Here is a 26,212-nt window from a genome sequence, read left to right on the forward strand (position 1 = left end):
TGAAGGCTCAGCTTACGGGCCTTCATATTCGAATAGGGTGGCGGATACATCATCCTCCAAACCGTATTGCGACGACATCACCTGTGTCAGGTTCCAGTAGAGATCGTCGAGGAATTCCTGGCCGGTCTGATCCGAGTTGCACTTGCCGATCAGATCCACCAATCCCTCGGCCTCAAGCATCTCGCCATTCTCCAAGCGCGCCTCAGTAAAACCGTCCGAATACAGCAGCAGCCTGTCGCCCTTCTCCATCACCACATCTTCTTGGGAATAGGTGATATCTGGCACCAGCCCCACAGGAACGCCGCCCTTCCCGATGAACTCTGTGCTGCCATCCTTGCGGATCAGCAATGGGTGCGGATGGCCGGCCTGCACCATCTTCAACACACCGCTGCGCAGATCGACGATGCAATAGGCCATAGTAAAATACTCTTCGATCCCGGTGTCGGCGATCAGCCGGGCATTCAGCAGGCTTGCAACTTCTTCAGGTTGGCGAAGGGCGTAAAAGCGGTTGAATCGCTTCTCCATGCCGACGTTCTGATCGAAATAGGTCGACGACAAATAGCCGCCAAGTCGCGCCGTCATCATTGCGGACGTAATGCCATGACCGGAGACATCGACCGAGTAAAAGCCAATCCGATTCACCCCGGGTGAAAACATGCCAACCAGATCACCACCGATATGACCGCAGGGTTTCAAGAGCAGGCTGACAGTGGATGACCCGAATTTTCGCGACAGTTCTGGAACCAGCGATTCCTGAATTTTGCGCGCCTGAATCAGATCCTTGTCGATAGCATCATAGACCCGCTGCAATTCATCCAGCGTATCCGAGACGATCCGGTTCTTCTCTGAGAGTTCTCGCTGCATCCGCAGGATACGCTCACCCGCAGAGATTCTGGCGCGCAGCTCGTCCGAACTGACAGGTTTGGTCAGAAAATCATCCGCGCCGGCATCCAGCCCCTGCGCCACCTCGTTCTTTTCACTCTTGGAGGTCAGCAGGATGAAATAGCTGTAGTTATCCTGCGATTTGGCCCGGAACGCCCGGCAGAACTCCAGCCCATTCATTCCCGGCATCATCCAGTCGCTGAGGATCAGATCTGGCGGATCGCTCTCGCAGATCTCCATCGCGACCTCGCCGCTTTCAGCTTCGACGACGTCGAATCCCCATTTCTTCAGTGATGCCACCAGGATTCGTCGCTGCAGACGGCTGTCATCGACCACCAGGACACGGCGGATCGAATTGGTCGTAACCTCTTGGTTTATTTCGATCGAACTGTCTGGCAACACCGAGTGAACCCCACAAAAAACGGCGCAAGATACCTTAAACGCAAGTCACTATCGCGCTCTTCGCTTAACAGGAAGTGAAGTTTGCGAAATATGGATCTAGCCTCGCGTTAAACGGTGATTTACGAGTTTATAAGTAAAGCAATCGTAAAATGCGATATCAAAACAAGGATTGCAAAGATGATTGATTGGTCACGCGCGAAGGAGCTGCACGAGGAAGTCGGCGCTGAGGACTTCTCTGAAGTTGTCGAGATCTTCCTCGAAGAGGTCGAAGGCGTCATCGAAAAGCTGAGATCCCCGGATCTGACCACCTTGGAACAGGACTTGCACTTCCTGAAAGGCAGCGCCCTCAATTTGGGCTTCTCTCAATTCTCCCGCCTCTGTCAGGAAGGCGAGCGCCGTTCGGCACAGGGCGAGGCAAAGGATGTGGACACAGCCACGATCATCGCCAGCTATGAGGCGTCAAAAGAAGAGTTCCTGCGCGACATGAGTAGCAAGCTCTGAGCCAGCACCTGCTCAGATCACGAATTGCGCCAGGGTTTCATCGCTGGTGATGTCGGTATAGGCAAAGCCGGCAGCATCCAACCGGACGTAGAGATCAGCGAAATTCTCAGGTCGCTTGGTTTCTATACCAATCAAAACCGAACCGAAGTTGCGCGCTGATTTCTTCATATATTCGAACCGGGCGATATCATCCTCTGGCCCCAGAATACCCAGGAACTCCTTCAGTGCCCCGGGTCGCTGCGGCAAGCGCAAAAGGAAATACTTTTTCAATCCCATATAGCGCTGCGCTCGTTCCTTCACTTCTGGCAACCGCTCGAAGTCAAAGTTGCCGCCCGACGTGAGACAGACCACCGTCTTGCCACGGATCCAGGAGCGTACATCGCGCAAGGCCTCGATCGCCAGCGCGCCAGCCGGTTCCAGAACCACACCTTCGACGTTCAACATCTCAAGGATGGTCGTGCAGATCCGATCTTCGGCAATCGACAGGACGTCCGGCAGGGGCACATGTTTCAGCACCTCGAACGGCCGCTCACCGATGCGGCCAACTGCGGCGCCATCGACGAATGTGTCGACATGGTCCAGTGCTACGGGGTGTCCAGCAGTTAGCGCCGCCCTCAGACATGCGCCGCCAGAGGGTTCTGCAAAAAGACAATGCACCTTGTCGCCGAACCAGCGGGCCACGCCGGACGACATGCCACCACCGCCCACCGGCAGGATCACATGATCGGGAACGGCGCCCAGCTGAGCCTCGATTTCGACCGCGATGGAGCTCTGGCCTTCGATGACATCATCATCATCAAATGGTGACAGAAAATGCCCGCCTTCCGTTGCACACCAAGTCTGAGCTGCCGACAGTGTGTCGTCAAAATAGTCGCCAACCAGATGGATTTCGACGTTGTCACCGCCAAACATGCGGGTCTTCTGGATCTTCTGCTGAGGGGTGGTCACCGGCATAAAGATCACCCCGCGCTTGTCCAGCTCGCGGCACATAAAGGCAACGCCCTGCGCATGATTTCCAGCTGACGCACAGACAAACAGCGACTGGTCCAGCTGCTTACGCATTGCGTTAAACGCACCGCGGATCTTGTAGGACCGCACTGGGCTCAGATCTTCTCGTTTCAGGTAGATATCCGCATCGAACCGTTCCGACAGCAGCGTGCTGCGCTGCAGCGGAGTGGCAGGGAAAATCGCGCGCATGGCCTGTTCGGCGGCCCGGGCCTGGGTATGAAAATCACTCATGTCACTTGAGTGACCCAACCCCGCCCCCATGACAAGGGGGCAGGATCAAAGCATACTGAAGAATACCGCAGATCAGATCGCACGTTTCTCGACGTAGTAGCCGTAAAGCGTCGTGAGAGCACTGATATTCAAGATCGCAAGCACGACAGAGAACGCTATCTCAAGAACCATCGCGATCAGTACAGCATCGGCCACAAGGAACAGGATCAGTTCAGCCACGAGCTGCAGACCAAAAAGACAGAGGCCAAGGACAAACAACGTACCAAATGCACCGGTGGTCAGTGCCAATGACTCGCTCACACCAATAGGCTTACCAAGCGCCGCCGCCGGCAGGACCAATGCAAACCTGAACATGAATATCGCAATCAGCGCGCCAGCGGCCAATAACAGGTATAGGCCAAGCATCCCGATACTCTGAACCAATGCAGACCCGATAGATACAAGGATACCGTAGAGCAGTATAGCGATAAAAAACAGCTTGATCAGACCCAAGATATAGCTGCCCATCTCCGCCTTATGCAAAGCTGGAAGCCAGCCGCGAGGATGCTCTTCCAGCAGAATGTAGCGATGCCAGGCCACCACGGTCCACGTGCCAATCAAGCCAATCACAAGCCATAGTCCAACGATGCGCCAGAGAACTGAAAAGAACATGTTGCCGTCAAACCCGCGCGCCTGAAGCCCAATATCGCCTAGCAAGCCACCGATGGCCAAATAGGCGATCGCCGACACGATCAATCCGGGAACAAGAAAGATCCGCATCAGCTGCGGGACGTTCCGCTGCACCATGCTTACCGAGTGTAGAAATAGCTTCCAGCCAATCATTTATTCAGACTCCAATACTGCTCAATCGTCGCACGCGACCACTATGCGGACACTCCGGTTCCGATATGGGGAAAACCTTGCTCTTCTGTCAAAAACCGGATAGGCCGCTGGCGTTCTGATCAAGAGGAAATCCCATGTCCGCGCCCAAGAAAGTTGTCCTCGCCTACTCCGGCGGCCTTGATACGTCAATCATTCTGAAATGGCTGCAGACCGAATACGGTTGTGAGGTTGTGACCTTCACCGCCGATCTCGGCCAGGGTGAGGAACTGGAACCTGCCCGCCAGAAGGCAGAGCTGCTGGGCATCAAACCAGAGAACATCTACATCGAAGACGTACGGGAAGAATTCGTGCGGGACTTCGTCTTCCCGATGTTCCGCGCCAATGCCGTCTATGAAGGCCTCTACCTGCTGGGCACCTCCATCGCGCGTCCGCTGATCTCGAAGCGTCTGGTCGAGATCGCCGAGGCAACCGGCGCCGATGCGGTTGCTCATGGCGCCACCGGCAAGGGCAACGATCAGGTCCGGTTCGAACTGGCGGCCTATGCGCTGAACCCCGATATCAAGGTGATCGCCCCCTGGCGCGAATGGGATCTGACCTCGCGCACCCGTCTGCTAGAATTCGCAGAGGCGCACCAGATCCCTGTGGCCAAGGACAAACGTGGCGAAGCCCCCTTCTCCGTGGATGCGAACCTTCTGCACACCTCCTCCGAAGGCAAGGTGCTGGAAGACCCCGCCGTTGCAGCGCCTGACTATGTCTATCAGCGCACCGTCCACCCGGAGGATGCTCCGAATGAAGCTGAATTCATCGAGATCGGCTTTGAAAAAGGTGACGCCGTCAGCATCAACGGCGAGGCAATGTCACCCGCGACCATTCTCACCAAACTGAACGAATACGGCGGCAAGCACGGCATCGGTCGTCTCGATCTGGTCGAAGGCCGGTTTGTTGGCATGAAATCCCGCGGCATCTATGAGACACCGGGCGGCACCATCCTCCTCGAAGCCCACCGCGGCATTGAGTCCATCACGATGGACCGGGGCGCAATGCACCTGAAAGACCAGCTGATGCCGCAATATGCCGAGCTGATCTACAATGGTTTCTGGTACTCGCCCGAGCGCGAAATGCTGCAAGCCGCCATCGACCGCAGCCAGGAACACGTCACCGGCACCGTACGTGTTAAACTGTTCAAAGGTTCCGTATCCACCGTAGGCCGCTGGTCAGATCACTCGCTCTACTCCGAAGCACATGTCACCTTCGAGGAAGACGCAGGTGCCTATGATCAGAAGGACGCAGCAGGCTTCATCCAGCTCAACGCGCTGCGACTGAAGCTCCTCGCCGCTCGCGAGCGCCGGTTGAAGAAATGAGCGACCGCGTCGATATCGAAGATGATATAGACGACGATCTGACCGAAGAGATGGAGATGTTCGTCGAGGCGCAGGACACCGTTTGGAACGATGTCCGCGCCGAACTCTCCGCCGGTAAAAAGACGAGCCACTGGATGTGGTTCGTCTTTCCCCAGCTTGCTGACCTTGGCCAGTCCCATATGGCGCAGCTCTACGGGATCGAGGATCTGACGGAGGCCACCGCGTATCTGGCCCATCCGGTCCTGAACGCACGGTTGACCGAGGCGAGCGAGCTGCTGCTCACCCACAAAGACCGCAGCGCCGCGTCCATCCTCGGCGAAACTGACGCCAGGAAACTCTGCTCATCAATGACGCTCTTTGCTGCCGTTCCTGGCGCATCAGATGTGTTTTCACAAGTATTAGAGACGTTTTTCGACGGAACCCCCTGCCCGGTCACCCGTAGCACCCTGTCTTGAAAGCTGACGTAACCTCCCCTTTGGTCACCCTTGCCTGCTGACAGACGGATGCCTAACCCTTGGCGCAAAGATACCGAGGGGGAGACGATGGCACTTCAACCGCTGGCGGATGGTATCCGCGCCGGGCTGACCGGGAAAAACTTTGACGGTTCGTTGAAATTCGATTGCGGCGACGATGGCGTCATCGTTCTCGCAGATGGCGATGCCACGACAGAAAACCGTGACACCGACTGCACCATCCGCATCAGTACCGAAAACCTGAAGAAGCTGCTCACCGGAAAACTGAACCCGATGACCGGCGTGATGATGGGCAAACTGAAAATTTCAGGTGATATGGGGGTGGCAATGAAACTGGGCAAGCTGATCGGCTGATCACGACGCAGCCCTGCGGCCTGTCATCTTTCCAAAAAATACTCCGGGGGTGAAGCGCCGCAGGCGCGAGGGGGCAGCGCCCCCTCGTTCCCTTCCGTCAGATCTTTGTCGTTTGCAGCTGCTCGTAATAGGGCAATGCCGCTTGCAGAACCGGTTGCAGTTCATCCGGAACCTCGGGCAACGGTCCTTCTGGTCCTGCGAATTTCGTCGACTGCCAGACAGATCCATACCAATGTGCCGCCCAGATGCCGTCGTCCTTGTGTCCGCCCATGGGCCATGACAGCATCTTCGGGGAAAACGGCATCTCGATCCTGTCGCAGAGCCGTTCCAGCATCTGCGCGGGATCTCTGCGAATATCGTTGCTGTCCAGAACCACCGGACTCTGACCCCAACTCTGGACCAGGTCGAGCAATTCCGCCTGCTGGCGAAACCCTATGTCATCCAACGTCGGATTTTCCCGTTTCTCCGTGTAGGAGGCAATGACCCGCGCCGGATGGCGGATCAGAAACACATTTGTGACCTCACGCATCCAGTCACGGGGTATGCCCTCGATCATATGCTGCGTCATGTGCTTCTGATAGAAAAACGGTTTTGCAGCCGGGACCGGCCCCAGCAATAAATCCACGACCGCTGCCGGCTCCTGTGGCTGGCTCTCCAGGATCTCGGCGCGCATTGGGTGCTCCAGTCCCGTTTTCGCCAGATACGCCGCATAAAAAGGTTCATCCACCACAGCGCAATCGCCGCGATTGCCAAAGGCATACATCATTGCCGTCGACAGATTGCGCGGCCCTGACCACATCGCGATCCGCATCAGGCGCACCCCCGCGCGACGAGATCCTTGTAGAGCGAGCGGATCCGCTCGGTCACAGGCCCCATGGCACCCTCACCGATCTGGCGACCATCAATCTCGCCCACGGGCGTCTGCGCACCAAAGGTTCCGGTCAGGAAAGCCTCATCCGCGCCGTAGGTATCCACCAGTGAATAGTTGCGCTCAAAGACAGGGATGTCGTTGGCGCGGCACAGGTCGATCACTTTCTGTCGGGTGATCCCGTTCATGCAGTAGTCACCGGTCGAGGTCCAAACTTCACCTTTGCGAACGATAAAGAAATTGCAGGCGTTCGTCGTGTTCACAAAGCCGTTCACGTCCAGCATCAGCCCTTCGTCGGCGCCCGCCTTCTCGGCTGCGATACAGGCCAAAATGCAGTTGAGCTTGGAGTGCGAATTCAGCTTCGGATCCTGCGTCATCGGCAGTCCGCGCAGATGTGGCACAGTTGCCAGCCGGATCGGGCGCGGCAGGTGAGGGCGCGAATGCTCCATGATGATGGTGAAGGTCGGTCCCTGCTGCGACAGCGAGGGATGTTGAAAAGGCCGAGTTTTCACGCCGCGTGTCACCATCAGCCGCGCATGGGCATCTGTGGTCATACCATTGGCTTTCTGCGTGTCCAGCACGACCTGTTTGACCTGATCAGGGGACATGCCGATATCCAGATCAATCGCCTTTGCGGCCTCGAACAGGCGGTCCAGATGCTCATCCATGAAGGCCCAGGTCCCATCATAGAGGCGCAGCCCCTCCCAAACGCCGTCACCCAGCATGAAACCGCTGTCATAGACGCTGACCTTGGCGTCAGCTTTCGGAACAATCTCGCCGTTCAGATAGATCAGGATCTCTTCGTTGCGCTGATCTTCTTCCGCTTGGTGCGTACTCATTTTCTTGGTCATCTGCTCCTCCTGCGAGGCGCACGCTAGAAGCATTGGATCCCATTTCCAAGCGGTAACTTCCCGTCACCAAGCCGTGACAAACCATGTCATGTGATTGAGCCCGAAAGAGCCCCGAGCCACAGTAGAGCAACGATGGAGGCCATGATGCGTTCGACCAAATCCCTTAGACCAATCGTACTGACCTTGTTCATGGTGCTGGCCGTGGCCTTGAAAGGTCATCAGGCCCATGCCCAGAACGTCGAAACCCTGACCGTGGCGGGTGGCTGCTTCTGGTGCGTGGAAAGCGATTTTGAAAGCGTTCCAGGTGTTCTCTCGGCAGTATCCGGCTTCACGGGCGGCAGCGTGCCATCACCTACGTACAAACAGGTCACCGCCGGCGGCACCGGTCACTACGAAGCGGTTCAAATCCGGTTTGACCCCCAAAAAGTTACGCGCCAGCAGTTGCTGTCCATGTTCCTGAGGTCAGTTGATCCGACAGATGCCGGTGGTCAGTTCTGCGACCGCGGCGACAGCTACAGAACGGCCATATTCGTCTCTGGATCGGATCAGAAATCTGCCGCAGAGGCTGCCAAGGCCAAGGCGCAAGCAGAACTCGGTCACGCCATCGTCACACCGATCCTTCCCGCAACGGCATTCTATCCCGCCGATGCCTACCATCAGGATTATTACAAAGGGAACCGGCTGGTGCTCACGCGATTTGGTCCCAAACGTCAATCGGAGGCGTATAAGCGATATCGGCAGGCCTGTGGTCGCGATGCAAGGGTCTTGCAGCTATGGGGGGCCGCAGCGCCTTTTGCCAAGCAGCACTAGGTGCGGCACCATGGATAACTGCACGAAAAAGGCGCGGTGGAACCCGCGCCTTTTTCATATTGACTGATTACTGTGGTCAGAAACTTGCGTCTTGCACCTCTTTCAGGTCGGGGATCACATCGGCGGTGCCTTTGCGGGTGACCATCAATGCAGCTGCGCGACTGGCCTGCGCCAAAGCCTGCGCCATCGGCATGCCACGGTCCAATCCCGAGAGCACATACCCCGTGAAGGTATCTCCGGCACCCGTTGTGTCGACCGGAACAACCGAATGCGCTGCAACATCGTGGGTTTCACCACTCTCGCACGCATAATGGCGCGCGCCCTTGGACCCCAGAGTCACGATAACATCTGACACGCCCAGCGCTTCGGGCGTCTTGCCGGTCGCTTCACGCAGCTGTTCAGCTTCGACCTCGTTCAGGAACAGATAGTCGAGATACGGCAGGACCGCCTGGACTGCCTCTGCATCAAAAGGCGCGGCGGCATAGGCAACCTTCAGGCCAAGATCGCGACCCATTCGTGCAGCCTCGGCCTGCATGTTGGTCTCGTTCTGCATCACCAAAATGTCGCCCGCACTCGCCTCTGACAACGCAGAGCCGACCTGATCTTCGCCGATCTGACGGTTGGCCCCGGGAAACAGGATAATCTGGTTCTCGCCCGACGGATCAACCGCGATGATTGCATGGCCGGTCGGCACCTCCAGCTGCGCAATATGGCGCGTGTCGACGCCATATTCCAACAACCGCGTGACGGCCCAGGCCCCCTCCGGTCCGACCGCGCCAAGATGGCAGATATGACTGCCTGCGCGCGCGGCTGCCACAGACATATTTGCTCCCTTTCCGCCCAGGAACTGCTCCAGCCCCTCCGCCGCAAGAGTTTCCCCTGCAGCTGGCATGTGAGGCAGCGCATAGATCATGTCGGCGTTGATTGAGCCCAAATTCCAGATCGCCATGAAATCACCCGATGTTGCAGGCAGCCAGAACCGCCATGTTCAGAATGTCGTTTGCAGTCGACGTGGTGGAGCAGATCTGGATCGGTTTATCAACACCGGACAGGATTGGACCAACAACTGTCGCGCCCCCCATTTCCTGCATCAACTTGACCGAGATCGACGCAGAGTGCCGCGCAGGCACGATCAGGATATTGGCCGGACCAGTGAGACGCTGGAACGGATATGCCTCCTGTGCCTTGGCGTTCAGCGCCACGTCGACCGTCATTTCGCCTTCGTACTCAAAATCAACGCCACGCTTGTCCAGAACTGCCGGCGCGATGTGCATTTTCTCGGCCCGTTCGGAGACCGGATAGCCAAAGGTCGAGAAGCTCACAAACGCAACCCGTGGCTCCAGGCCCATATGACGGGCCACCCCGGCCGCATGTTCGGCGATATTGGCGAGATCATTCTCATCCGGCCATTCATGCACCAATGTATCACCGATCAGAACGATACGACCCTTGTGCAGCAGTGCGGTCACACCGGCCGATCCATTTGTCGCATCCGCATCAAACACATGGTTGATCTGGTCCAGCACATGCGCCGACTTCCGCGTCGCCCCGGTGACCAAGCCGTCACCATGCCCATGCGCAAGCATCAGGGCCGAGAACACATGGCGATCACGGCCAACCAGCCGGTGAACATCCTTACGGTCAAACCCCTTGCGATTCAGCCGCTCATAAAGAAAGTCCTTATAGGTTTCGAAATGCTGAGTATTGGCCGCGTTCACGATTTCCAACTCACGAACCGCATCCCCCAGCCCGGCTGTTTCCAGCTTGCTACGCACATCATCGGGGCGTCCAACAACCAGCGCCTTACCAAAGCCGGAGCGTTGATACATCACCGCCGCACGCAAGACGCGGGGATCGTCACCTTCGGCAAAGATCATCCGCGATTGCGCTGCGCGTGCACGCGCGTTCAATCCGCGAAGGATCGACTGAGTCGGATCCATCCGACCACGCAGGCCGTGCTCATAGGCATCCATATCTATGATCGGCCGACGCGCGACACCAGTGTCCATACCAGCCTTGGCAACTGCTGGCGGAATGCGATGGATCAAACGCGGATCAAAGGGAGTCGGGATGATGTAGTCACGGCCAAAGGACAGCGATTTCCCATAGGCCAGCGCCACCTCATCCGGCACATCCTCACGCGCAAGACCTGCCAGGGCATGGGCGCAGGCAATTTTCATCTCGTCGTTGATGGCGCGCGCATGAATATCCAGTGCGCCGCGGAACAGATATGGGAACCCCAGCACGTTGTTCACCTGATTGGGGTAGTCTGATCGGCCTGTGGCGACGATAGCATCAACGCGCACTTCATGGGCTTCTTCCGGTGTAATCTCCGGATCCGGGTTTGCCATCGCAAAAATCACCGGATTGTCGGCCATGGATTTTACCATGTCCTGTGTCACCGCCCCTTTGACAGAAACGCCAAGGAACACATCCGCGTCCTTCATGGCCTCTTCCAGGGAGCGCAGTTCCGTCTTGACGGCGTGGGCTGACTTCCACTGGTTCATACCTTCGGTGCGCCCCTGATAAATCACGCCCTTGGTATCACAGACGATACAGTTCTCATGCCGCGCGCCCATAGCTTTCAGGAGCTCGATACAGGCAATGCCGGCAGCTCCGGCACCATTGAGGACGATCTTCACATCCTCGATTTTCTTGCCAGAGATATGCAGTGCATTGATCAGGCCGGCCGCACAGATCACAGCGGTGCCGTGCTGATCATCATGGAAGACCGGGATATCCATCTCTTCCTTGAGCTTCTGCTCGATAATGAAACACTCCGGCGCCTTGATATCCTCAAGATTGATCCCGCCAAACGTCGGCCCCATCAGGCGCACCGCCTTGATGAACTCATCCGGATCCTCGGTGTCCAACTCGATGTCGATGGAATTCACATCCGCAAATCGTTTGAACAGGACCGACTTGCCCTCCATTACCGGTTTGGATCCAAGCGCACCCAGATTTCCCAAACCCAGCACCGCGGTCCCGTTGGAGATCACGGCCACAAGGTTGCCCTTGTTCGTATAATCATAAGCCGTCTCCGGGTTCGCCGCGATCGCCTCGCAGGGCACAGCTACACCGGGCGAGTAAGCCAGCGACAAATCGCGCTGCGTGGTCATCGGGACCGTTGCGTTGATCTCCCATTTTCCGGGTGTCGGTTCCAGATGGAAGGCAAGCGCCTCTTCGTTGGTAATCTTGGCTTTGGGCATTGGCTTTGGGTGTCCTCTCACTGTCCCAAGCGTCATAGCTCAGCACGCGCATCATCTCAACGAAGTTGCGTTTTCACCTTTCGTCGCAGTCGCCTGATTTGTAAGGTCGCGCCAACCAAATCCCCCATTTTACGGAGCCGAACTTTGTCCACAGTCACGCCGATGATGGCCCAATACCTCGACATCAAGGCGCAGTACCCGGATGCCCTCCTGTTCTACCGCATGGGTGATTTCTACGAGATGTTCTTCGACGATGCCGTAAACGCTGCCGAAGCGCTCGACATTGCGCTGACCAAACGCGGTAAACACGAAGGCGAGGATATCCCGATGTGCGGCGTGCCCGTCCATGCGGCGGAGGGATACCTGTTGACGCTGATCCGCAAAGGCTTTCGCGTGGCGGTCGGTGAACAGCTCGAAAGCCCCGCAGAGGCTAAGAAACGCGGGTCCAAATCCGTTGTGAAACGCGATGTGGTGCGACTGGTCACACCCGGCACCATCACCGAGGATTCCCTGCTGGAGGCGCGTCGTCATAACTTTCTGACCGCCTATTGCGAATTGCGCGACCAGGCGGCGCTTGCCTGGGCCGATATCTCGACGGGTGCATTTCACGTGATGCCCGTCGCGGCCGTGCGACTATCGCCCGAACTGGCGCGTCTGGCCCCTTCCGAACTGATTGTGGCTGATGGCCCAGCGCTGGATCATCTGCGTCCCATAGCTGACGACCACCAGATCCCCGTGACCCCATTGGCCAAGTCCAGCTTCGACAGCAGCGCCGCTGAAAAACGTATCTGTGATCTGTTCAAGGTCTCTACGCTCGAGGCATACGGCACCTTCAGCCGCGTCGAGATTTCGGCGATGGGCGCGGTGATCGACTATCTTGATATCACCCAGAAGGGCAAATTGCCCCTTCTCCAGCCACCGGTACAGGAAGCCGAAGACCGCGTCGTGCAGATTGACGCCGCAACCCGCCGCAGCCTTGAACTCACCCGCTCGATGACCGGGGGGCGAAGCGGCTCGTTGCTTTCAGTGGTTGATCGCACGGTGACGCCCGCCGGTGGGCGTCTGCTCGAACAACGGCTGTCCAGCCCCTCCCGCAATCTCGATGTGATCAGAGCGCGGTTGGCGTCTCTAGACTTCATCGTCGAGCAAACGCAGCTGGGCCAATCTCTGCGGGCCACCCTGCGCAAGACACCTGATCTTGACCGGGCACTCTCCCGCCTTGCGCTTGAGCGAGGCGGCCCCCGAGACCTCGCCGCCGTACGCAATACGCTGATCCAGGCGGAGGCGATTTCCAATCTCTGCGCGACGATGGAGATGCCTGAGCTGTTGCAGCAGGCACTCGCTGGCCTGACCGGGTTTGATGATCTCCTCCCCCTCCTTGACGCAGCGCTGATCGCAGAACCGCCACTTTTGGCGCGCGACGGCGGTTTCATTGCCGAAGGCTACGACAGCGATCTGGACGAAGCCCGCACCCTGCGCGACGAAGGGCGATCCGTCATTGCGGCCCTGCAAAAGAAATACTCGGACCACACCGGTATCACCTCGTTGAAGATCAAGCACAATAATGTGCTGGGCTACTTCATTGAAACCACGGCAACCCATGCCGAGAAAATGCTCTCTGCCCCATTGTCAGAGACATATATTCACCGTCAGACCACCGCCAATCAGGTGCGTTTCACCACTGTCGAACTCAGTGAGATCGAAACACGCATCCTAAACGCGGGCAACCTCGCCTTGGAAATAGAGAAACGGCTCTATACAAGGCTTTCCGGCGCTATTCTCGACCATGCCGCGAGATTGAATGCTGCCGCACGCGGGTTGGCGGAACTGGATCTTGTTACAGCGCTTGCCGATCTGGCCCTAGGTGAGAACTGGCAACGACCATCGGTTGATAACTCCCGAGCCTTTGACATCACCGGTGGACGGCACCCAGTTGTGGAACAAGCCCTGCGCCAGCAGGGTGGGACTTCATTTGTGGCAAATGACTGTGCACTCACGGCCAACGGTGGTGCCGCGATCTGGTTGCTGACCGGCCCGAATATGGCCGGCAAATCAACCTTTCTGCGCCAGAATGCCTTGATCGCCATACTCGCGCAAATCGGCAGCTATGTACCCGCCGACAGCGCTCATATCGGGCTGATCAGCCAATTGTTCAGCCGTGTCGGTGCCTCAGACGATCTCGCACGGGGCCGGTCAACCTTTATGGTGGAAATGGTCGAAACCGCAGCAATCCTCAATCAGGCGGATGACCGGGCGCTGGTGATCCTCGATGAAATCGGACGCGGCACCGCAACCTATGACGGCCTCTCGATTGCCTGGGCAACACTGGAACACCTGCATGAGGTCAACCGAGCCCGGGCGCTGTTTGCCACCCATTATCACGAGCTGACCCAGCTCGCCGGCAAATTGCCTGGCGTCGAGAATGCCACGGTTTCAGTCAAGGAATGGGAAGGCGATGTAATCTTCCTTCACGAAGTGAAGAAAGGCGCAGCAGATCGCTCCTACGGGGTACAGGTGGCCCAGCTCGCAGGGCTCCCGGCAAGCGTTGTCACCCGGGCCCGCGATGTGCTCGACATGCTGGAGGAAGGCAGCCGCAGTGGCGCCGGCAAAATTCAGATCGACGATTTGCCGCTGTTTGCAGCCGCCCCGCCTCCGCAACCGAAAGCTCCGGCAGGCCCGTCACAATTGGAACAGCTCCTGGGTGACATCCACCCCGACGATCTCTCACCAAGAGAGGCGCTGGAGGCACTCTACCGCCTGAAGGAGGCCGCGAGCTGACATCGAAAAGCGGCCAGCTTGGATCACCAAGGGCCGCTTGTCATCTTTCCAAAAATACTCGCGCCGCAGGCACGGGCCATAGGCCCGCCTACGACCGCCGGTATCAACCTGCCGGTGTCGAAGACACGCCAACCTGCGCGGGGCGCAGAAGACGGTCGTGCAACATGAACCCTTCGGCAGATACCTGAATGATATCGCCGGCTTTGGTTCCCGGAACCGGAGCTTCGAACATGGCTTCATGCACCTGCGGGTCAAATCTATCGCCCACTTCCGGCGCGATCACCTGCATACCATGTTTTTCAAACACGCCGAGCAGCGCCCGCATGGTGAGTTCGACGCCTTCGATCAGCGCTGCAGAAACTTCACGCTGCTCATCGGTCGCCGCTTCAATCGCGCGTTTCATGTTATCGTATACCGGCAGCATGTCACGTGCCAGTTTGGACCCACCGTATTGCTCAGCTTCGCGACGCGCCTTGTCGCCGCGCTTGCGGGCGTTTTCCGCATCCGCCAGCGCGCGCATGAAACGGTCTTTCAGTTCATCCCGTTCGGCACGCAGGCTGTCCAATTCCAGTGCAGCATCATCATATTCTTCAGTCTGCGCAGAGAGCTCTTCCGCTTCGGCTTCTGTGATGTCGTCCAAAAAATCGTCGTTCTTGGGCTCTGCCATATTTCACCTCTAAGTCCGGTCGGAAAGAAGCTTCCCGACCAGTTGCGCCGTATAGTCCACAATCGGCACGATCCGGCCGTAATTCAGGCGGGTCGGGCCAATGACACCCACCGCACCAATGATCTTTCGATCCGCGTTCATATAGGGAGACACCACCAAAGAGGAACCCGAAAGTGAAAAAAGTTTGTTCTCCGAACCGATAAAAATGCGCACACCTTCGCCATCCTCGGTCAGCTGGAGAAACTCCTCGATATCGCGCTTCCGTTCGAGGTCATCAAACAGGTTTCGGATCCGGTCCAGCTCCTCAGCCGCCCCCCCTTCCGACAGCAGATTCGCCCGGCCGCGCACAATCAGTCGCGCCGTATCGCTGCCCTCATCTTCCCAGGCCGCCAGACCGCTTTCGATCATTTCACGGGCCAGAACGTCGATCTGCTGCTGACGGGCCTTGATCTCTTCCTGTATCGCACCGCGCACATCGCCCAATGTGCGCCCTTCGATCAAAGCGTTCAGAAAATTCGCCGCCTCCCGCATCGAACTTGGCGTTTGCCCCGGCGGTGGCGTGAACAGACGATTTTCCACGTGGCCGTCTGAGAACACCAGCACGACCAGAGCGCGATCATGGGCCAGGGTGACGAATTCGATGTGCCGGATCTCCGCCTCGTGCTTGGGCGTCAGCACTAGAGATGCTCCCCGTGTCACGCCTGACAGCGCGGAGCCGACACGATCCAACATACCTGCAAGACCTGCGGACCCGGTCCCGGAATTCGTGCCCATGGTTTCATCAATTTTTTGACGATCCTGATTATTGAGATCACCAACCTCCAACAGACCATCAACAAACATCCGCAAACCGACCTGTGTTGGCACCCGCCCGGCACTGGTGTGCGGACTGTTCAGCAACCCCAGATGCTCCAGATCCTGCATCACGTTACGCACCGTGGCGGCGCTTACCTTCTCGTTCAGGGAGCGCGTCAGGGTACGGCTGCCAACCGGATCTCCCGTCTCAAGATAGGATTCCACAACAGCGCGGAACACGTCCCGCGACCGGTCGTTCATATCCTTCAGAATGTCACTACTGCTGTTCATCGCACTCTATGTGTGGTCGCTGCCGTTTCTGCGCAAGGCTTCGCCCGCCCCTACCCTTGTCATTAAAGAGCGCAGCATCAAAAGGTCAATCATGCTTGCATCGTCAACCCTGCGGGCGCTATCCCGATTGGTAAGCAAACAAAGGATGACCCATGCGACCCTCTGGACGAGACTTGAACCAAATGCGCGCCGTTTCCATCGAAACAGGCTTCACCAAACACGCCGAAGGGTCCTGCCTTATCAAAATGGGCGACACCCATGTGCTGTGTACCGCAACCATCGAGGACCGCGTTCCGCCCTTTATCAAAGGCACCGGGTTGGGCTGGGTCACCGCAGAATATGGGATGCTGCCCCGCGCCACGAACACCCGTATGCGCCGTGAAGCCGCAATGGGCAAACAGGGTGGCCGCACTGTCGAAATCCAGCGCCTCATCGGTCGTGCCCTGCGCGCAGGTGTTGACCGCGTCGCGCTTGGCGAACGGCAGATCAGCATCGACTGCGATGTCCTCCAGGCAGACGGCGGCACGCGCTGTGCGTCGATCACCGGTGGTTGGGTGGCATTGCGGCTTGCAGTGAACAAACTGATGAAGACAGGTGAGGTCAAGATAGACCCGCTTGTTGATCCCGTCGCGGCCGTTTCCTGCGGTATCTATGCAGGCCAGCCTGTCCTGGATCTCGACTACCCGGAGGATTCCGAAGCCGGCGTCGATGGCAATTTCATCATGACTGGATCGGGCCAGTTGATCGAAGTCCAGATGTCCGCCGAAGGATCCATGTTCAGCCGTGAGCAATTGAACACCCTGATGGATTTGGCGACCAAAGGCACCGCTGAACTGGCCGAGATGCAAAAGGCAGCCTGCGCATGACACGCAAGTTTGCCGGCGACCGCCTGCTTGTCGCCACACACAACAAAGGCAAGCTGGAGGAGATGAAGCATCTCCTCCAGCCGTTTGGCGTCACGGTAATTGGTGCCGGCGAAATGGACCTGCCCGAGCCGGCCGAGACAGAAGATACCTTTGTCGGAAATGCGCGGATCAAGGCCCATGCCGCCGCAAAGGCGACCGGCCTACCCGCCCTGTCCGATGACTCGGGTATCACCATTGATGCGCTCGACGGCGCCCCCGGAGTGTATACTGCCGACTGGGCAGAAACCGGTGACGGACGCGATTTCATGATGGCAATGACGCGCGCCCATAATGAACTGGAAGCGAAACAAGCCCCCCACCCGCGGCTCGCCCAATTCCGCTGCACTTTGGTTCTGGCCTGGCCAGATGGTCATGATGAGGTATTTGAAGGTGTGATGCCCGGACAACTCGTCTGGCCCATTCGGGGCAAGGACGGCTTTGGCTACGACCCAATGTTCCAACCTGATGGTCATGATCAGACCTGCGCCGAAATGGATCGCTGGGCAAAGAACAAGATCAGCCACCGCGGCCAGGCCGTTGCTAAATTCGTCGAGGCTTGTTTCGGTGGATGATTGGCGCAACGGGGGTTTTGGGCTTTATATCCACTGGCCGTTCTGCCAGGCCAAATGCCCCTACTGCGATTTCAACAGCCATGTCACCGCGCAGATTGATCAAACCAGATGGGCCGCCGCCTATCGCGCAGAGATGCTGCGCGCTGCTCCAGAGCTTTCTGGTCGTGTCTTGAACACTATCTTCTTCGGAGGCGGTACGCCGTCGCTGATGCATCCGGATACTGTCGCCTCCATCATCGAAACGGCGCGTGAAATATGGCCGTTTTCCAATGACATAGAGATATCGCTTGAAGCAAATCCGACCTCGGTCGAAGCCGGTCGCTTTGCTGGCTACCGAGATGCCGGGGTCAATCGGATTTCTATGGGTATTCAGTCACTTAACGACGATGACCTACGCCGCTTGGGGCGTTTGCACAACGTCGCCGAGGCGCAGAAGGCGTTTGATGTGGCTCGAAACTGCTTTGACAGAGTCAGTTTCGATCTGATCTATGCCCGACAGGGCCAAACACTCACCGACTGGCGACAGGAGCTTGATCGGGCCCTGTCGATGGCCATTGATCACCTGTCTCTCTACCAGCTGACAATTGAGGAAGGCACTGCCTTTGGGGATCGCTATGCCAAGGGCAAGCTGCGGGATCTTCCCAGTGATGACAACGCAGCAGACATGTATCTAGCGACACAAGATATCTGCGACAGTCATGGCTTGCCCGCTTATGAAATCTCCAATCATGCACGCCCCGGTGCGGAGTCCCGACACAATCTGATCTATTGGCGGTATGGTGATTACCTTGGTATTGGTCCGGGCGCCCATGGACGCCTCACCATTGGAGGTCAGCGATATGCTACTGAAACCTATCTTCAACCCGGTGCCTGGCTCAATGCAGCCGAACGCACAACTGGTGAGACCAGCCGCACGCAATTGACATCAGAAGAGTCTAGCGCCGAATACATGATGATGGGCATGCGGCTTGTCGAGGGGCTAGATAGTGATCGTTTTCAGGAAATCTCCGGCCGATCACTTCCTGCTGACCGTATCTCCGACTTGGCAGATATCGGTATGATCGAGATTTCGGGCAACCGTCTGCGGGCAACCGATTCCGGTCGTGCAGTCTTGAATGCGGTCCTCCGCGAACTGTTGGTGGAGTGATCGAATGAGGGTTCTATACGCCACGCTCGGAATGCTCTGTGTTGGCCTGGCGCTACTGGGTGTTGCCCTCCCACTTCTGCCGACAGTCCCCTTCCTTCTTCTTGCAAGCTTCTTCTTTGCCAACTCCTCCGAACGCCTGCATGACTGGATCATCAGTCACCGCTTATTCGGCCCCATGATTCAGGACTGGCACGAAAGAGGAGCGATTCGCCCGGCCGCAAAAAAAGCGGCAACCCTATCGGTTGCCGCCGTTTTCAGCCTATCCATTCTACTGTCTGCCCCTTCACATGTCCTGATCATCCAGGCCATTGTCCTAAGCGCAGTGATGGTCTTTATTTGGACGCGCCCTAACGGCTGAGACGTCCGCAAAGATCATCCAACTCATCCAGAGACGCGTAGCTGATAGATACAACCCCGCTCTCGCCACCAGCACGATGGTCAATCGACACCTTCATACGCAAGGCAGCTGATAGATCAGCTTCCAACGCACGGGTATCGGCATCCTTCTCTGCAGACTTCTTCGCCGAGCGAGAGGTCGCAGCCTGAAGACCCGCTGCATCCTTCTTCACCAGAGCCTCAGTTGCGCGAACCGACAGACCACCCTTGACGATTTTCTTGGCGAGCTCTGACGCGTTGTCTGAGGTGATCAGAGCACGAGCATGACCGGCCGAAAGGCGGCGCTCCTGAACCAAGGTCTGAACATCATCCGGCAAATGCAACAGCCGGACGAGATTTGCAATGTGACTACGGCTCTTCCCTAATGCCTCGGCCATTTTCTCCTGGGTATGGCCAAATTTATCCATAAGCTGTTTATAGCTCTGCGCCTCTTCCATCGCATTCAGGTCGGACCGCTGAATGTTTTCGATAATGGCGACTTCCATCATCTCGACATCCGAGTAATCCCGAATAATAACTGGGACCTCGTGCAGCTGAGCGCCTTGCGCGGCACGCCAACGACGTTCGCCGGCAACAATCTCGTATTGACCGCCTGGGCGCGGGCGCACGATCAGCGGCTGCAGTACGCCCTTTTCCCTGATTGACGCCGTCAGATCGTCCAAATCCTCCTGTAGGAACTGGCGACGCGGCTGATCCGGGTTCGCGATTACTTTTTCGATCGGCACCATGACTTCGGTGCTTCTGATTGCCTGTTTTTCTGTGCTAACAGGTTCCGGGTTCACATCCGCCATTAGAGCTGACAAGCCTCTTCCCAATCCTCTGGGTTTGTTTTTCTTTTCTGACATTACTGCGCCTCCGGCTGTGGTCAGGCTGCGAGTTTCTGATGTCTCGCAATCAGTTCTTCTGCAAGGGCGCGATACGCATTCGCCCCAAGCGAGTTTGTGTCGTAGTTCAGCACCGGCAGCGCATAAGACGGCGCCTCACTGACACGTACGTTACGAGGGATCTTCGTTTCGAATACCAACTCCCCCAAATGACCGCGAGCGTCTTGCTCAACCTGCTGAGACAGATTATTCCGGCGATCAAACATGGTAAGGACAATCCCCTCAATACGAAGATTGGGATTGGCGGTTTGACGCACCTCACGGATGGTCAACATCAGCTGAGACACCCCTTCCAGAGCAAAGAACTCACTCTGCAAAGGAACGAGAACCGAATCCGAAGCCACCATAGCATTAACCGTCAATAGGTTCAGCGATGGTGGGCAGTCGATCAGGATATAATCCCAGTCGTATTCATCCATTGCCGGCTGACGAAGTGCATCGTGCAGAAGGAAGCTGCGCTTTTCATTGGTGAAAAGCTCGATATCAGCCGAACTCAGGTCGACGGTAGCAGGAATAATGCAAAGATCTTCGATCTCAGTCTCTCGAATGACATCGCTCAATGCGACATCATCAACGAGAAGATCATATGTCGTATGGGTTCGGTCAGCTGCTTCGATACCTAAACCTGTAGACGCGTTTCCTTGCGGATCAAGATCGACCACCAAAACCCTGTAGCCGGTTTCTACCAAGGCCGCCGCCAAATTGATTGCTGTCGTGGTTTTGCCAACTCCGCCCTTTTGGTTGGCGACTGCAATAATACGAGGCCCAGCCGGCCGGGACAAATCAGACACGCGTCACTCCCCTGATTTCTAGTATAACCGCCTCGGGTTCAGTCCAACTACTAGTAGATTTCAGGTCGAATTGCCATTGGCTCCTCGCGTTATCCACTTCTTTTTTCCATTGCACTCCTTTGGAAAGCAAAGCAATTCCACCGGGATGAAGATGATGTTCGGCAAAACCAAGAAGAGTCGTCAGATCAGCCAGAGCGCGGGCAGACATGACATCGGCGCCGATTGATGGAACCTTTTCAATTCTCTCAGAAACCACTTTTGCCGTCGCGCCGCATTCCCTAATAGCCGTGCGCAGAAAGGCGCATTTCCTTTGATCGCTTTCAATCAGCGTGATCGAACAATCAGGCGCCCGCTCCGCTGCAATGATCGCCACAACCACCCCAGGAAAGCCGCCGCCGCTGCCGATATCGACCCAAGTCTTCGGAAACTCAGTCAGCTCACAAATCTGGATAGAGTCGACGATATGCCGGTCCCAAACACTGTCCAGAGTGGATTTTGCTACGAGATTGATCTTGGGAGACCACTTTTTTACTAAACTTTCATAATGCTTAAGGCGATCATATGTTTCACGTGAAACATATGACTTTCCAATTTGCATTTCAATCATCTCAGGCGGTCCTACCCTGGGTCACAGTACTGCCACGCCGGAGCCTGGCAAGGATCAAAGCAAGCGCAGCTGGTGTCATGCCATCCACCCGACCAGCCTGCGCGAGGGTTTCAGGCCTTGATCGCTCCAACTTTCCGCGCAACTCGTTCGAAAGCCCTTCGAAATCATAGGTAAAATCAGCGGGAATAAGATATCCTTCGTCGCGCTTCATCGCCTCGATCTCGCGCTTCTGACGGAGGATATAATTCGCATAGAGTGCGTCCCGCTCGATCTGTCGGCGAATAGGCTCCTCGCACTGCTCCAACTCGGGAAGCAAGCGCAGGATATCTTCAAAAACGACATTCGGGAACGCCAGCACATCCATGGCAGTTCGCCGGTTCCCGTCCTGGTTCACAATTACGCCGGCCTCGTTGATCTCCTTTGGCGTGAATTGACGGCTATCCATCACGTCCCGCGCAGCCTCAAGCTTCTCCATTTTTTTGGAGAAGGCAGCGTGGCGGCGTTCTCCCACGCAACCCAACTCGATGCCAATACCTGTCAGCCGTTGATCAGCATTATCGGCGCGAAGTGAAAGGCGAAACTCAGCTCGCGATGTGAACATGCGATAAGGCTCAGTTACGCCATTGGTTGTCAGATCATCGATCATCACGCCAATATAGCTTTCAGAGCGACTGAATGTGACCGGATTGTTTCCTTTGGCATAGCGCGCCGCGTTCAGACCAGCCACTAGCCCTTGAGCTGCAGCTTCCTCATAACCCGTCGTGCCATTGATCTGGCCGGCTAGATACAAGCCTTGATGCGATTTCAGCGCCAGATCCAACCCAAGCGCGCGAGGATCGACATAGTCATACTCAATTGCATATCCTGGCTGGAGTATTTCGGTTTTTTCCAATCCGACTATCGAGCGCACGTAGCGCTCTTGGACATCTACCGGCAGGCTCGTTGAGATGCCGTTTGGATAAACGGTATGATCATCTGCACCTTCCGGCTCAAGAAAGATCTGATGGCTTGTCTTATCGGCAAAGCGCACAATTTTATCTTCGATGGATGGGCAATATCTGGGCCCTACCCCTTCAATATGGCCACCATACATCGCAGATCTGGCAAGATTACCCCGGATGATATCATGTGTGTTTTCATTGGTGTGTGTGATTCCACACACCACTTGAGGCGCTGAAATTGACTTACTCAAAAAGCTGAACAGAGTGGGATCTTCATCTCCAGGCTGGCCTTCAAGTCTATCCCAAGCGATTGTCCGACCATCCAGTCGCGGCGGAGTGCCGGTTTTCAATCTTCCCAGGCGAAGATCAAAACTGTCCAGCCGCTCTGCAAGCCGCACTGAGGGCTTATCCCCCATACGGCCGCCGGGCCTGGAGACGTCCCCGATATGAATGACGCCTCTTAAAAACGTACCTGAAGTCAGGATCACGGCCTGGCTGAATATTTCACTATCATCGGCGAGACGCACACCCTGAATGCGGTCACCGGTCATAAGAAAGTCGATAACTTCACCGATGACGATATCCAGATTGGACTGATCCTGAGTTTCGGCGAGCATTTGCAGGCGGTAGATTTTACGATCGGATTGCGCTCTCGGCCCCTGAACCGCAGGGCCTTTACGTCTATTCAGCAGTCGAAACTGGATACCGGCCTTATCTGCAACACGCCCCATGACGCCATCAAGGGCGTCTATCTCTCGGACAAGATGCCCCTTCCCCAATCCGCCAATGGCGGGATTACAGGACATCACACCGATGCCCTCCTTCGTCAGGGTCACGAGTGCGGTCCTCACACCCATGCGGGCTGCTGCATGTGCAGCCTCCGTGCCGGCATGACCACCGCCAACAACAATCACATCATAATCTGGATGTTTCACGTGAAACACTCCTCATTTCCCCAAGCAGAAACTTGAGAATATTTCGTCCAGTAGGTTCTCAACACCGACCCGTCCCACAAGCATCTCCAAAGCACGGATAGCAGACCGGATATCCTCCGCTGCGACATCATAGTATTCAGGTCCATCGGCTAAGATCATCTGTGCCGAGTTTAGACGATCAGATGCGGTTCGCATCGCTTCCTTGTGACGCGCACGCGTTGCAATACCAGCTTTTCCGGCCCTGTTCTGTAGGATATCGGTGATAGCCACTATCAAAGCCTCGACGCCCTGCCCGGTTTTTCCAGATATCGCCAGCACATCCTGATGTTCTTCGGCCAGGTCGGCTTTTGGAACCACCACAATATCGTCAGGCTCGATGTCGATATCAATAGCAGCAGGATCGTCGGTCAGAAACACGCGAAGGTCTGCTTCTTGAGCGCGCTTCTTTGCAAGTTTGATGCCGATCCCTTCAACATGGTCGTCAGTCTCCCGCAAGCCGGCGGTGTCGAGTAGCGTCACAGGGAGACCCGCCAGATCCATCCGGACCTCGATCACATCACGCGTCGTACCCGCATATTCAGAAGTAATGGCCGCCTCACGGCCGGCGAGCGCATTGAGCAAAGTCGATTTTCCGACATTTGGCGCGCCGACAATAGCAACTTCGAATCCATTCCGAATACGTTCAGCAATTTGAACACCTGAAATCTGCGGCTGCAAATCAGCAGCTACGCCGGCGAGCAGCCCCGCAACCTCGGCGGTTACATCGACAGGGACATCTTCATCAGCGAAATCAATGGTCACTTCAATAAGTGAGGCTGCGCGAATGAGATCCTTGCGCCACCGCTCGGCCAGGTCTGCCAAGCCGCCGGCGAGAACGGCTTGCGCCTGGACACGCTGAGCATCCGTCTCAGCCTCGATAAGATCCGCCAGCGCTTCAACTTGAGAAAGGTCAAGCTTACCATTTTCGAGCGCACGCCGAGTGAATTCGCCCGGATCCGCAAGGCGCACATCATCGAACCTACCCAGAAGCTCAAGCATCGCGGTTACAACTGCTGTACTTCCATGAACCTGGAATTCAACCGTATCCTCACCGGTAAAGCTGTTGGGGCCGGCAAATGTCAGGATCAATGCCTCATCAATCCGAGCGCCAGCCTGATCGGAAATCACCCGCAGACTACGCCCAGGACACGGCAAAGCACCGCCACTGATAACAGAAGCGGTGTTGATCGCCTGAGGACCTGACAATCGAATAACCGAAACGCCGGCCTTCCCCTGAGCGGAGGCCAGCGCAAAGATCGTGTCCATCGGAACCTTCCTTTCGTGCCGGCCCGGGTATTAGGTGTTCATTGAGTCGAAGAATTCAGAATTTGTCTTTGTTTGCTTCAACTTAGACAACAGAAACTCGATTGCGTCAGTGGTCCCCATCGGGTTGAGGATACGGCGAAGGACAAATGTCTTGGCCAGGTCACCCTTATCAACGAGGAGGTCTTCTTTCCGAGTACCCGACTTGAGAATATCAATTGCCGGGAAGACGCGTTTGTCCGCAATCTTACGATCAAGGACGATTTCCGAGTTACCGGTACCTTTGAATTCTTCAAAGATCACCTCGTCCATACGGCTGCCGGTGTCAATCAATGCGGTGGCGATGATGGTAAGCGAACCGCCTTCTTCGATATTCCGCGCCGCACCAAAGAATCGTTTCGGGCGCTGCAGGGCGTTTGCATCGACACCACCGGTCAGAACCTTACCAGACGATGGCACCACAGTGTTAAAGGCCCTACCAAGTCTTGTGATGGAGTCCAGAAGAATAACTACATCTCGTTTATGCTCAACAAGACGCTTCGCTTTTTCAATCACCATCTCGGATACGGCAACATGCCGGGTCGCTGGTTCGTCGAAGGTTGAGGAGACAACCTCACCTTTCACCGACCGCTGCATATCCGTGACTTCTTCCGGACGTTCGTCGATCAGCAGAACGATCAGGTAACACTCAGGATGATTCTTCGCGATGGAATGCGCGATGTTCTGCAGGATCACCGTTTTACCGGTCCGCGGCGGTGCCACGATAAGAGAACGCTGACCTTTACCGATCGGCGAAACCAGATCGATCACACGGGCAGACCGGTCCTTGATGGTTGGGTCTTCGATCTCCATCTTCAGCCGTTCATCAGGATAGAGCGGCGTCAGGTTGTCAAAGGCGATCTTGTGGCGCGCTTTTTCGGGATCTTCAAAGTTGATCTTGGTAACATTTGTCAGCGCAAAATAGCGCTCGTTTTCCAGCGGCGACTTAATCTGACCCTCAACGGTATCGCCCGTCCGCAACGCATACTGACGGATCATGTCAGGCGAGACATAAATGTCATCAGGACCCGGCAGGTAATTCGCTTCAGGAGAGCGCAGGAAACCAAAGCCGTCTTGCAGTACCTCAAGCACGCCATCGCCGGCGATTTCCCAGCCTTCATCTGCGCGTTCACGCAGGATCTGGAACATCATCTCGCCCTTGCGCATCGTGGAGGCGTTTTCGATCTCAAGCTCTTCAGCCATGGATAGAAGATCCTTGGGGCTTTTTGCCTTCAGATCGGAAAGGTTCAGGGATTGAACGGTCATATATATACGGCCTTTATTCTCCCCCTGTTAACTGGGGAGCGGTGTCATAGGTATAAGGAAGACACGAGTGCCCGGACGGGCCCGTTAGGGCGCATACATAAGGGGTGATCCCGTTTGAGTCAAA

General features: G+C 56.5%; 25 protein-coding genes. 10 read left to right on the forward strand and 15 right to left on the reverse strand.

Annotated features, from left to right (window positions below; translation table 11 throughout):
- Positions 1-12: 12 nt before the first annotated feature.
- The gene (locus VWY60_RS03925) at positions 13-1,284 is read right to left on the reverse strand and encodes a fused response regulator/phosphatase (protein ID WP_340547138.1); all 1,272 of its coding nucleotides are present in this window, start codon (positions 1,282-1,284) and stop codon (positions 13-15) included.
- Between the two features lie 177 nt (positions 1,285-1,461).
- On the opposite strand from VWY60_RS03925, the gene VWY60_RS03930 reads away from it, so the two are divergent.
- Positions 1,462-1,785 carry an Hpt domain-containing protein gene (locus VWY60_RS03930; RefSeq protein WP_340547137.1) on the forward strand — a complete coding sequence of 108 codons (324 nt, stop codon included), beginning with the start codon at positions 1,462-1,464 and terminating at the stop codon, positions 1,783-1,785.
- A gap of 12 nt (positions 1,786-1,797) precedes the next feature.
- Here VWY60_RS03930 and ilvA read toward each other — a convergent pair whose 3' ends face one another.
- Both ilvA and VWY60_RS03940 read right to left on the reverse strand, forming a co-directional pair.
- Positions 1,798-3,024 (reverse strand): threonine ammonia-lyase IlvA, encoded by a 1,227-nt coding sequence (gene ilvA, locus VWY60_RS03935; RefSeq protein ID WP_416539877.1) that lies wholly within the window; start codon positions 3,022-3,024, stop codon positions 1,798-1,800.
- A gap of 72 nt (positions 3,025-3,096) precedes the next feature.
- The gene (locus tag VWY60_RS03940; RefSeq protein WP_416539878.1) at positions 3,097-3,846 is read right to left on the reverse strand and encodes a hypothetical protein; all 750 of its coding nucleotides are present in this window, start codon (positions 3,844-3,846) and stop codon (positions 3,097-3,099) included.
- A gap of 134 nt (positions 3,847-3,980) precedes the next feature.
- On the opposite strand from VWY60_RS03940, the gene VWY60_RS03945 reads away from it, so the two are divergent.
- The 3 genes from VWY60_RS03945 (at position 3,981) to VWY60_RS03955 (ending at position 6,034) form a co-directional block, all read left to right on the forward strand.
- Positions 3,981-5,207 carry an argininosuccinate synthase gene (locus VWY60_RS03945; protein WP_416539879.1) on the forward strand — a complete coding sequence of 409 codons (1,227 nt, stop codon included), beginning with the start codon at positions 3,981-3,983 and terminating at the stop codon, positions 5,205-5,207.
- On the forward strand, positions 5,204-5,662 hold the full coding sequence (locus VWY60_RS03950) for a DUF1810 domain-containing protein (RefSeq protein ID WP_416539880.1): 459 nt from the start codon (positions 5,204-5,206) through the stop codon (positions 5,660-5,662). The genes VWY60_RS03945 and VWY60_RS03950 overlap by 4 nt, the downstream gene beginning before the upstream one ends.
- Positions 5,663-5,749: 87 nt before the next feature.
- Positions 5,750-6,034 (forward strand): SCP2 sterol-binding domain-containing protein, encoded by a 285-nt coding sequence (locus VWY60_RS03955; protein WP_416534335.1) that lies wholly within the window; start codon positions 5,750-5,752, stop codon positions 6,032-6,034.
- Between the two features lie 97 nt (positions 6,035-6,131).
- Here VWY60_RS03955 and VWY60_RS03960 read toward each other — a convergent pair whose 3' ends face one another.
- A complete protein-coding gene (locus VWY60_RS03960; protein WP_416538454.1) occupies positions 6,132-6,845 on the reverse strand; it encodes an HAD family hydrolase in 714 nt (237 codons plus the stop codon).
- On the reverse strand, positions 6,845-7,753 hold the full coding sequence (locus VWY60_RS03965; protein ID WP_416538455.1) for a D-amino acid aminotransferase: 909 nt from the start codon (positions 7,751-7,753) through the stop codon (positions 6,845-6,847). The genes VWY60_RS03960 and VWY60_RS03965 overlap by 1 nt, the downstream gene beginning before the upstream one ends.
- 144 nt (positions 7,754-7,897) lie before the next feature.
- On the opposite strand from VWY60_RS03965, the gene msrA reads away from it, so the two are divergent.
- Complete coding sequence (gene msrA / locus VWY60_RS03970) at positions 7,898-8,563, forward strand: peptide-methionine (S)-S-oxide reductase MsrA (protein ID WP_416539921.1); 666 nt, start codon at positions 7,898-7,900, stop codon at positions 8,561-8,563.
- Positions 8,564-8,639: 76 nt separating this feature from the next.
- On the opposite strand, the gene VWY60_RS03975 is transcribed toward msrA, so the two are convergent.
- Together VWY60_RS03975 and VWY60_RS03980 are read right to left on the reverse strand one after the other, a co-directional pair.
- Positions 8,640-9,512, reverse strand: coding sequence for a ribokinase (locus tag VWY60_RS03975; RefSeq protein WP_416539881.1), 873 nt, complete (start codon positions 9,510-9,512; stop codon positions 8,640-8,642).
- Positions 9,513-9,516: 4 nt separating this feature from the next.
- Entirely contained in the window at positions 9,517-11,772 is a 2,256-nt protein-coding gene (locus VWY60_RS03980; protein WP_340547128.1) for an NADP-dependent malic enzyme, read from the reverse strand.
- Between the two features lie 162 nt (positions 11,773-11,934).
- Between VWY60_RS03980 and mutS the strand changes: the two genes are divergently transcribed.
- Positions 11,935-14,550 carry a DNA mismatch repair protein MutS gene (mutS, locus tag VWY60_RS03985; protein WP_416539922.1) on the forward strand — a complete coding sequence of 872 codons (2,616 nt, stop codon included), beginning with the start codon at positions 11,935-11,937 and terminating at the stop codon, positions 14,548-14,550.
- A gap of 103 nt (positions 14,551-14,653) precedes the next feature.
- Here mutS and VWY60_RS03990 read toward each other — a convergent pair whose 3' ends face one another.
- Both VWY60_RS03990 and hrcA read right to left on the reverse strand, forming a co-directional pair.
- Positions 14,654-15,217 carry a nucleotide exchange factor GrpE gene (locus VWY60_RS03990; RefSeq protein ID WP_340547127.1) on the reverse strand — a complete coding sequence of 188 codons (564 nt, stop codon included), beginning with the start codon at positions 15,215-15,217 and terminating at the stop codon, positions 14,654-14,656.
- A gap of 9 nt (positions 15,218-15,226) precedes the next feature.
- Positions 15,227-16,303 (reverse strand): heat-inducible transcriptional repressor HrcA, encoded by a 1,077-nt coding sequence (gene hrcA, locus VWY60_RS03995; RefSeq protein WP_340547126.1) that lies wholly within the window; start codon positions 16,301-16,303, stop codon positions 15,227-15,229.
- Positions 16,304-16,455: 152 nt separating this feature from the next.
- On the opposite strand from hrcA, the gene rph reads away from it, so the two are divergent.
- Genes rph through VWY60_RS04015 form a run of 4 tightly spaced genes read left to right on the forward strand, consistent with a single transcriptional unit; the run spans position 16,456 to position 19,285 of the window.
- Positions 16,456-17,169: a ribonuclease PH gene (rph, locus tag VWY60_RS04000; RefSeq protein WP_102855693.1), complete on the forward strand. Its 714-nt coding sequence runs from the start codon at positions 16,456-16,458 to the stop codon at positions 17,167-17,169.
- Positions 17,166-17,780 carry an RdgB/HAM1 family non-canonical purine NTP pyrophosphatase gene (gene rdgB / locus VWY60_RS04005; protein ID WP_102855694.1) on the forward strand — a complete coding sequence of 205 codons (615 nt, stop codon included), beginning with the start codon at positions 17,166-17,168 and terminating at the stop codon, positions 17,778-17,780. Before rph ends, rdgB begins: the two co-directional genes overlap by 4 nt.
- The gene (gene hemW, locus VWY60_RS04010; protein WP_416539882.1) at positions 17,773-18,927 is read left to right on the forward strand and encodes a radical SAM family heme chaperone HemW; all 1,155 of its coding nucleotides are present in this window, start codon (positions 17,773-17,775) and stop codon (positions 18,925-18,927) included. The genes rdgB and hemW overlap by 8 nt, the downstream gene beginning before the upstream one ends.
- 4 nt (positions 18,928-18,931) lie before the next feature.
- On the forward strand, positions 18,932-19,285 hold the full coding sequence (locus tag VWY60_RS04015) for a YbaN family protein (protein ID WP_340547123.1): 354 nt from the start codon (positions 18,932-18,934) through the stop codon (positions 19,283-19,285).
- Here the strand turns inward: VWY60_RS04015 and VWY60_RS04020 are convergent.
- Genes VWY60_RS04020 through rho form a run of 6 tightly spaced genes read right to left on the reverse strand, consistent with a single transcriptional unit; the run spans position 19,275 to position 26,088 of the window.
- On the reverse strand, positions 19,275-20,168 hold the full coding sequence (locus VWY60_RS04020; RefSeq protein ID WP_416539883.1) for a ParB/RepB/Spo0J family partition protein: 894 nt from the start codon (positions 20,166-20,168) through the stop codon (positions 19,275-19,277). The genes VWY60_RS04015 and VWY60_RS04020 overlap by 11 nt on opposite strands.
- 20 nt (positions 20,169-20,188) lie before the next feature.
- Complete coding sequence (locus VWY60_RS04025) at positions 20,189-20,998, reverse strand: ParA family protein (protein ID WP_340547121.1); 810 nt, start codon at positions 20,996-20,998, stop codon at positions 20,189-20,191.
- On the reverse strand, positions 20,991-21,605 hold the full coding sequence (rsmG, locus tag VWY60_RS04030; protein WP_416539884.1) for a 16S rRNA (guanine(527)-N(7))-methyltransferase RsmG: 615 nt from the start codon (positions 21,603-21,605) through the stop codon (positions 20,991-20,993). Before rsmG ends, VWY60_RS04025 begins: the two co-directional genes overlap by 8 nt.
- 1 nt (position 21,606) lies before the next feature.
- On the reverse strand, positions 21,607-23,481 hold the full coding sequence (mnmG, locus tag VWY60_RS04035) for a tRNA uridine-5-carboxymethylaminomethyl(34) synthesis enzyme MnmG (protein ID WP_416539885.1): 1,875 nt from the start codon (positions 23,479-23,481) through the stop codon (positions 21,607-21,609).
- A 12-nt stretch (positions 23,482-23,493) separates the two neighbouring features.
- The gene (gene mnmE / locus VWY60_RS04040) at positions 23,494-24,786 is read right to left on the reverse strand and encodes a tRNA uridine-5-carboxymethylaminomethyl(34) synthesis GTPase MnmE (protein WP_416539886.1); all 1,293 of its coding nucleotides are present in this window, start codon (positions 24,784-24,786) and stop codon (positions 23,494-23,496) included.
- Positions 24,787-24,816: 30 nt separating this feature from the next.
- Positions 24,817-26,088: a transcription termination factor Rho gene (gene rho, locus VWY60_RS04045; RefSeq protein ID WP_416534345.1), complete on the reverse strand. Its 1,272-nt coding sequence runs from the start codon at positions 26,086-26,088 to the stop codon at positions 24,817-24,819.
- Positions 26,089-26,212 lie beyond the last annotated feature (124 nt).

This window comes from Phaeobacter sp. JH20_26 (genome assembly GCF_048056275.1).
Taxonomy (GTDB): Bacteria; Pseudomonadota; Alphaproteobacteria; order Rhodobacterales; family Rhodobacteraceae; genus Phaeobacter; species Phaeobacter bryozoorum.

Coding starts and splice junctions, on each gene's coding strand:
- VWY60_RS03965 (WP_416538455.1), bottom strand. CDS start 7,753: ATGACCAAGAAAATGAGTACGCACCAAGCGGAAGAAGATCAGCGCAAC.
- VWY60_RS03950 (WP_416539880.1), top strand. CDS start 5,204: ATGAGCGACCGCGTCGATATCGAAGATGATATAGACGACGATCTGACC.
- rsmG (WP_416539884.1), bottom strand. CDS start 21,605: ATGATTGAAATGCAAATTGGAAAGTCATATGTTTCACGTGAAACATAT.
- VWY60_RS03980 (WP_340547128.1), bottom strand. CDS start 11,772: ATGCCCAAAGCCAAGATTACCAACGAAGAGGCGCTTGCCTTCCATCTG.
- VWY60_RS03930 (WP_340547137.1), top strand. CDS start 1,462: ATGATTGATTGGTCACGCGCGAAGGAGCTGCACGAGGAAGTCGGCGCT.
- rph (WP_102855693.1), top strand. CDS start 16,456: ATGCGACCCTCTGGACGAGACTTGAACCAAATGCGCGCCGTTTCCATC.
- mnmE (WP_416539886.1), bottom strand. CDS start 24,786: ATGGACACGATCTTTGCGCTGGCCTCCGCTCAGGGGAAGGCCGGCGTT.
- VWY60_RS03960 (WP_416538454.1), bottom strand. CDS start 6,845: ATGCGGATCGCGATGTGGTCAGGGCCGCGCAATCTGTCGACGGCAATG.
- hrcA (WP_340547126.1), bottom strand. CDS start 16,303: ATGAACAGCAGTAGTGACATTCTGAAGGATATGAACGACCGGTCGCGG.
- ilvA (WP_416539877.1), bottom strand. CDS start 3,024: ATGAGTGATTTTCATACCCAGGCCCGGGCCGCCGAACAGGCCATGCGC.
- VWY60_RS03945 (WP_416539879.1), top strand. CDS start 3,981: ATGTCCGCGCCCAAGAAAGTTGTCCTCGCCTACTCCGGCGGCCTTGAT.
- VWY60_RS04015 (WP_340547123.1), top strand. CDS start 18,932: ATGAGGGTTCTATACGCCACGCTCGGAATGCTCTGTGTTGGCCTGGCG.
- rdgB (WP_102855694.1), top strand. CDS start 17,166: ATGACACGCAAGTTTGCCGGCGACCGCCTGCTTGTCGCCACACACAAC.
- VWY60_RS03940 (WP_416539878.1), bottom strand. CDS start 3,846: ATGATTGGCTGGAAGCTATTTCTACACTCGGTAAGCATGGTGCAGCGG.
- mutS (WP_416539922.1), top strand. CDS start 11,935: ATGATGGCCCAATACCTCGACATCAAGGCGCAGTACCCGGATGCCCTC.
- msrA (WP_416539921.1), top strand. CDS start 7,898: ATGCGTTCGACCAAATCCCTTAGACCAATCGTACTGACCTTGTTCATG.
- VWY60_RS03955 (WP_416534335.1), top strand. CDS start 5,750: ATGGCACTTCAACCGCTGGCGGATGGTATCCGCGCCGGGCTGACCGGG.
- VWY60_RS03990 (WP_340547127.1), bottom strand. CDS start 15,217: ATGGCAGAGCCCAAGAACGACGATTTTTTGGACGACATCACAGAAGCC.
- rho (WP_416534345.1), bottom strand. CDS start 26,088: ATGACCGTTCAATCCCTGAACCTTTCCGATCTGAAGGCAAAAAGCCCC.
- VWY60_RS04020 (WP_416539883.1), bottom strand. CDS start 20,168: ATGTCAGAAAAGAAAAACAAACCCAGAGGATTGGGAAGAGGCTTGTCA.
- VWY60_RS03975 (WP_416539881.1), bottom strand. CDS start 9,512: ATGGCGATCTGGAATTTGGGCTCAATCAACGCCGACATGATCTATGCG.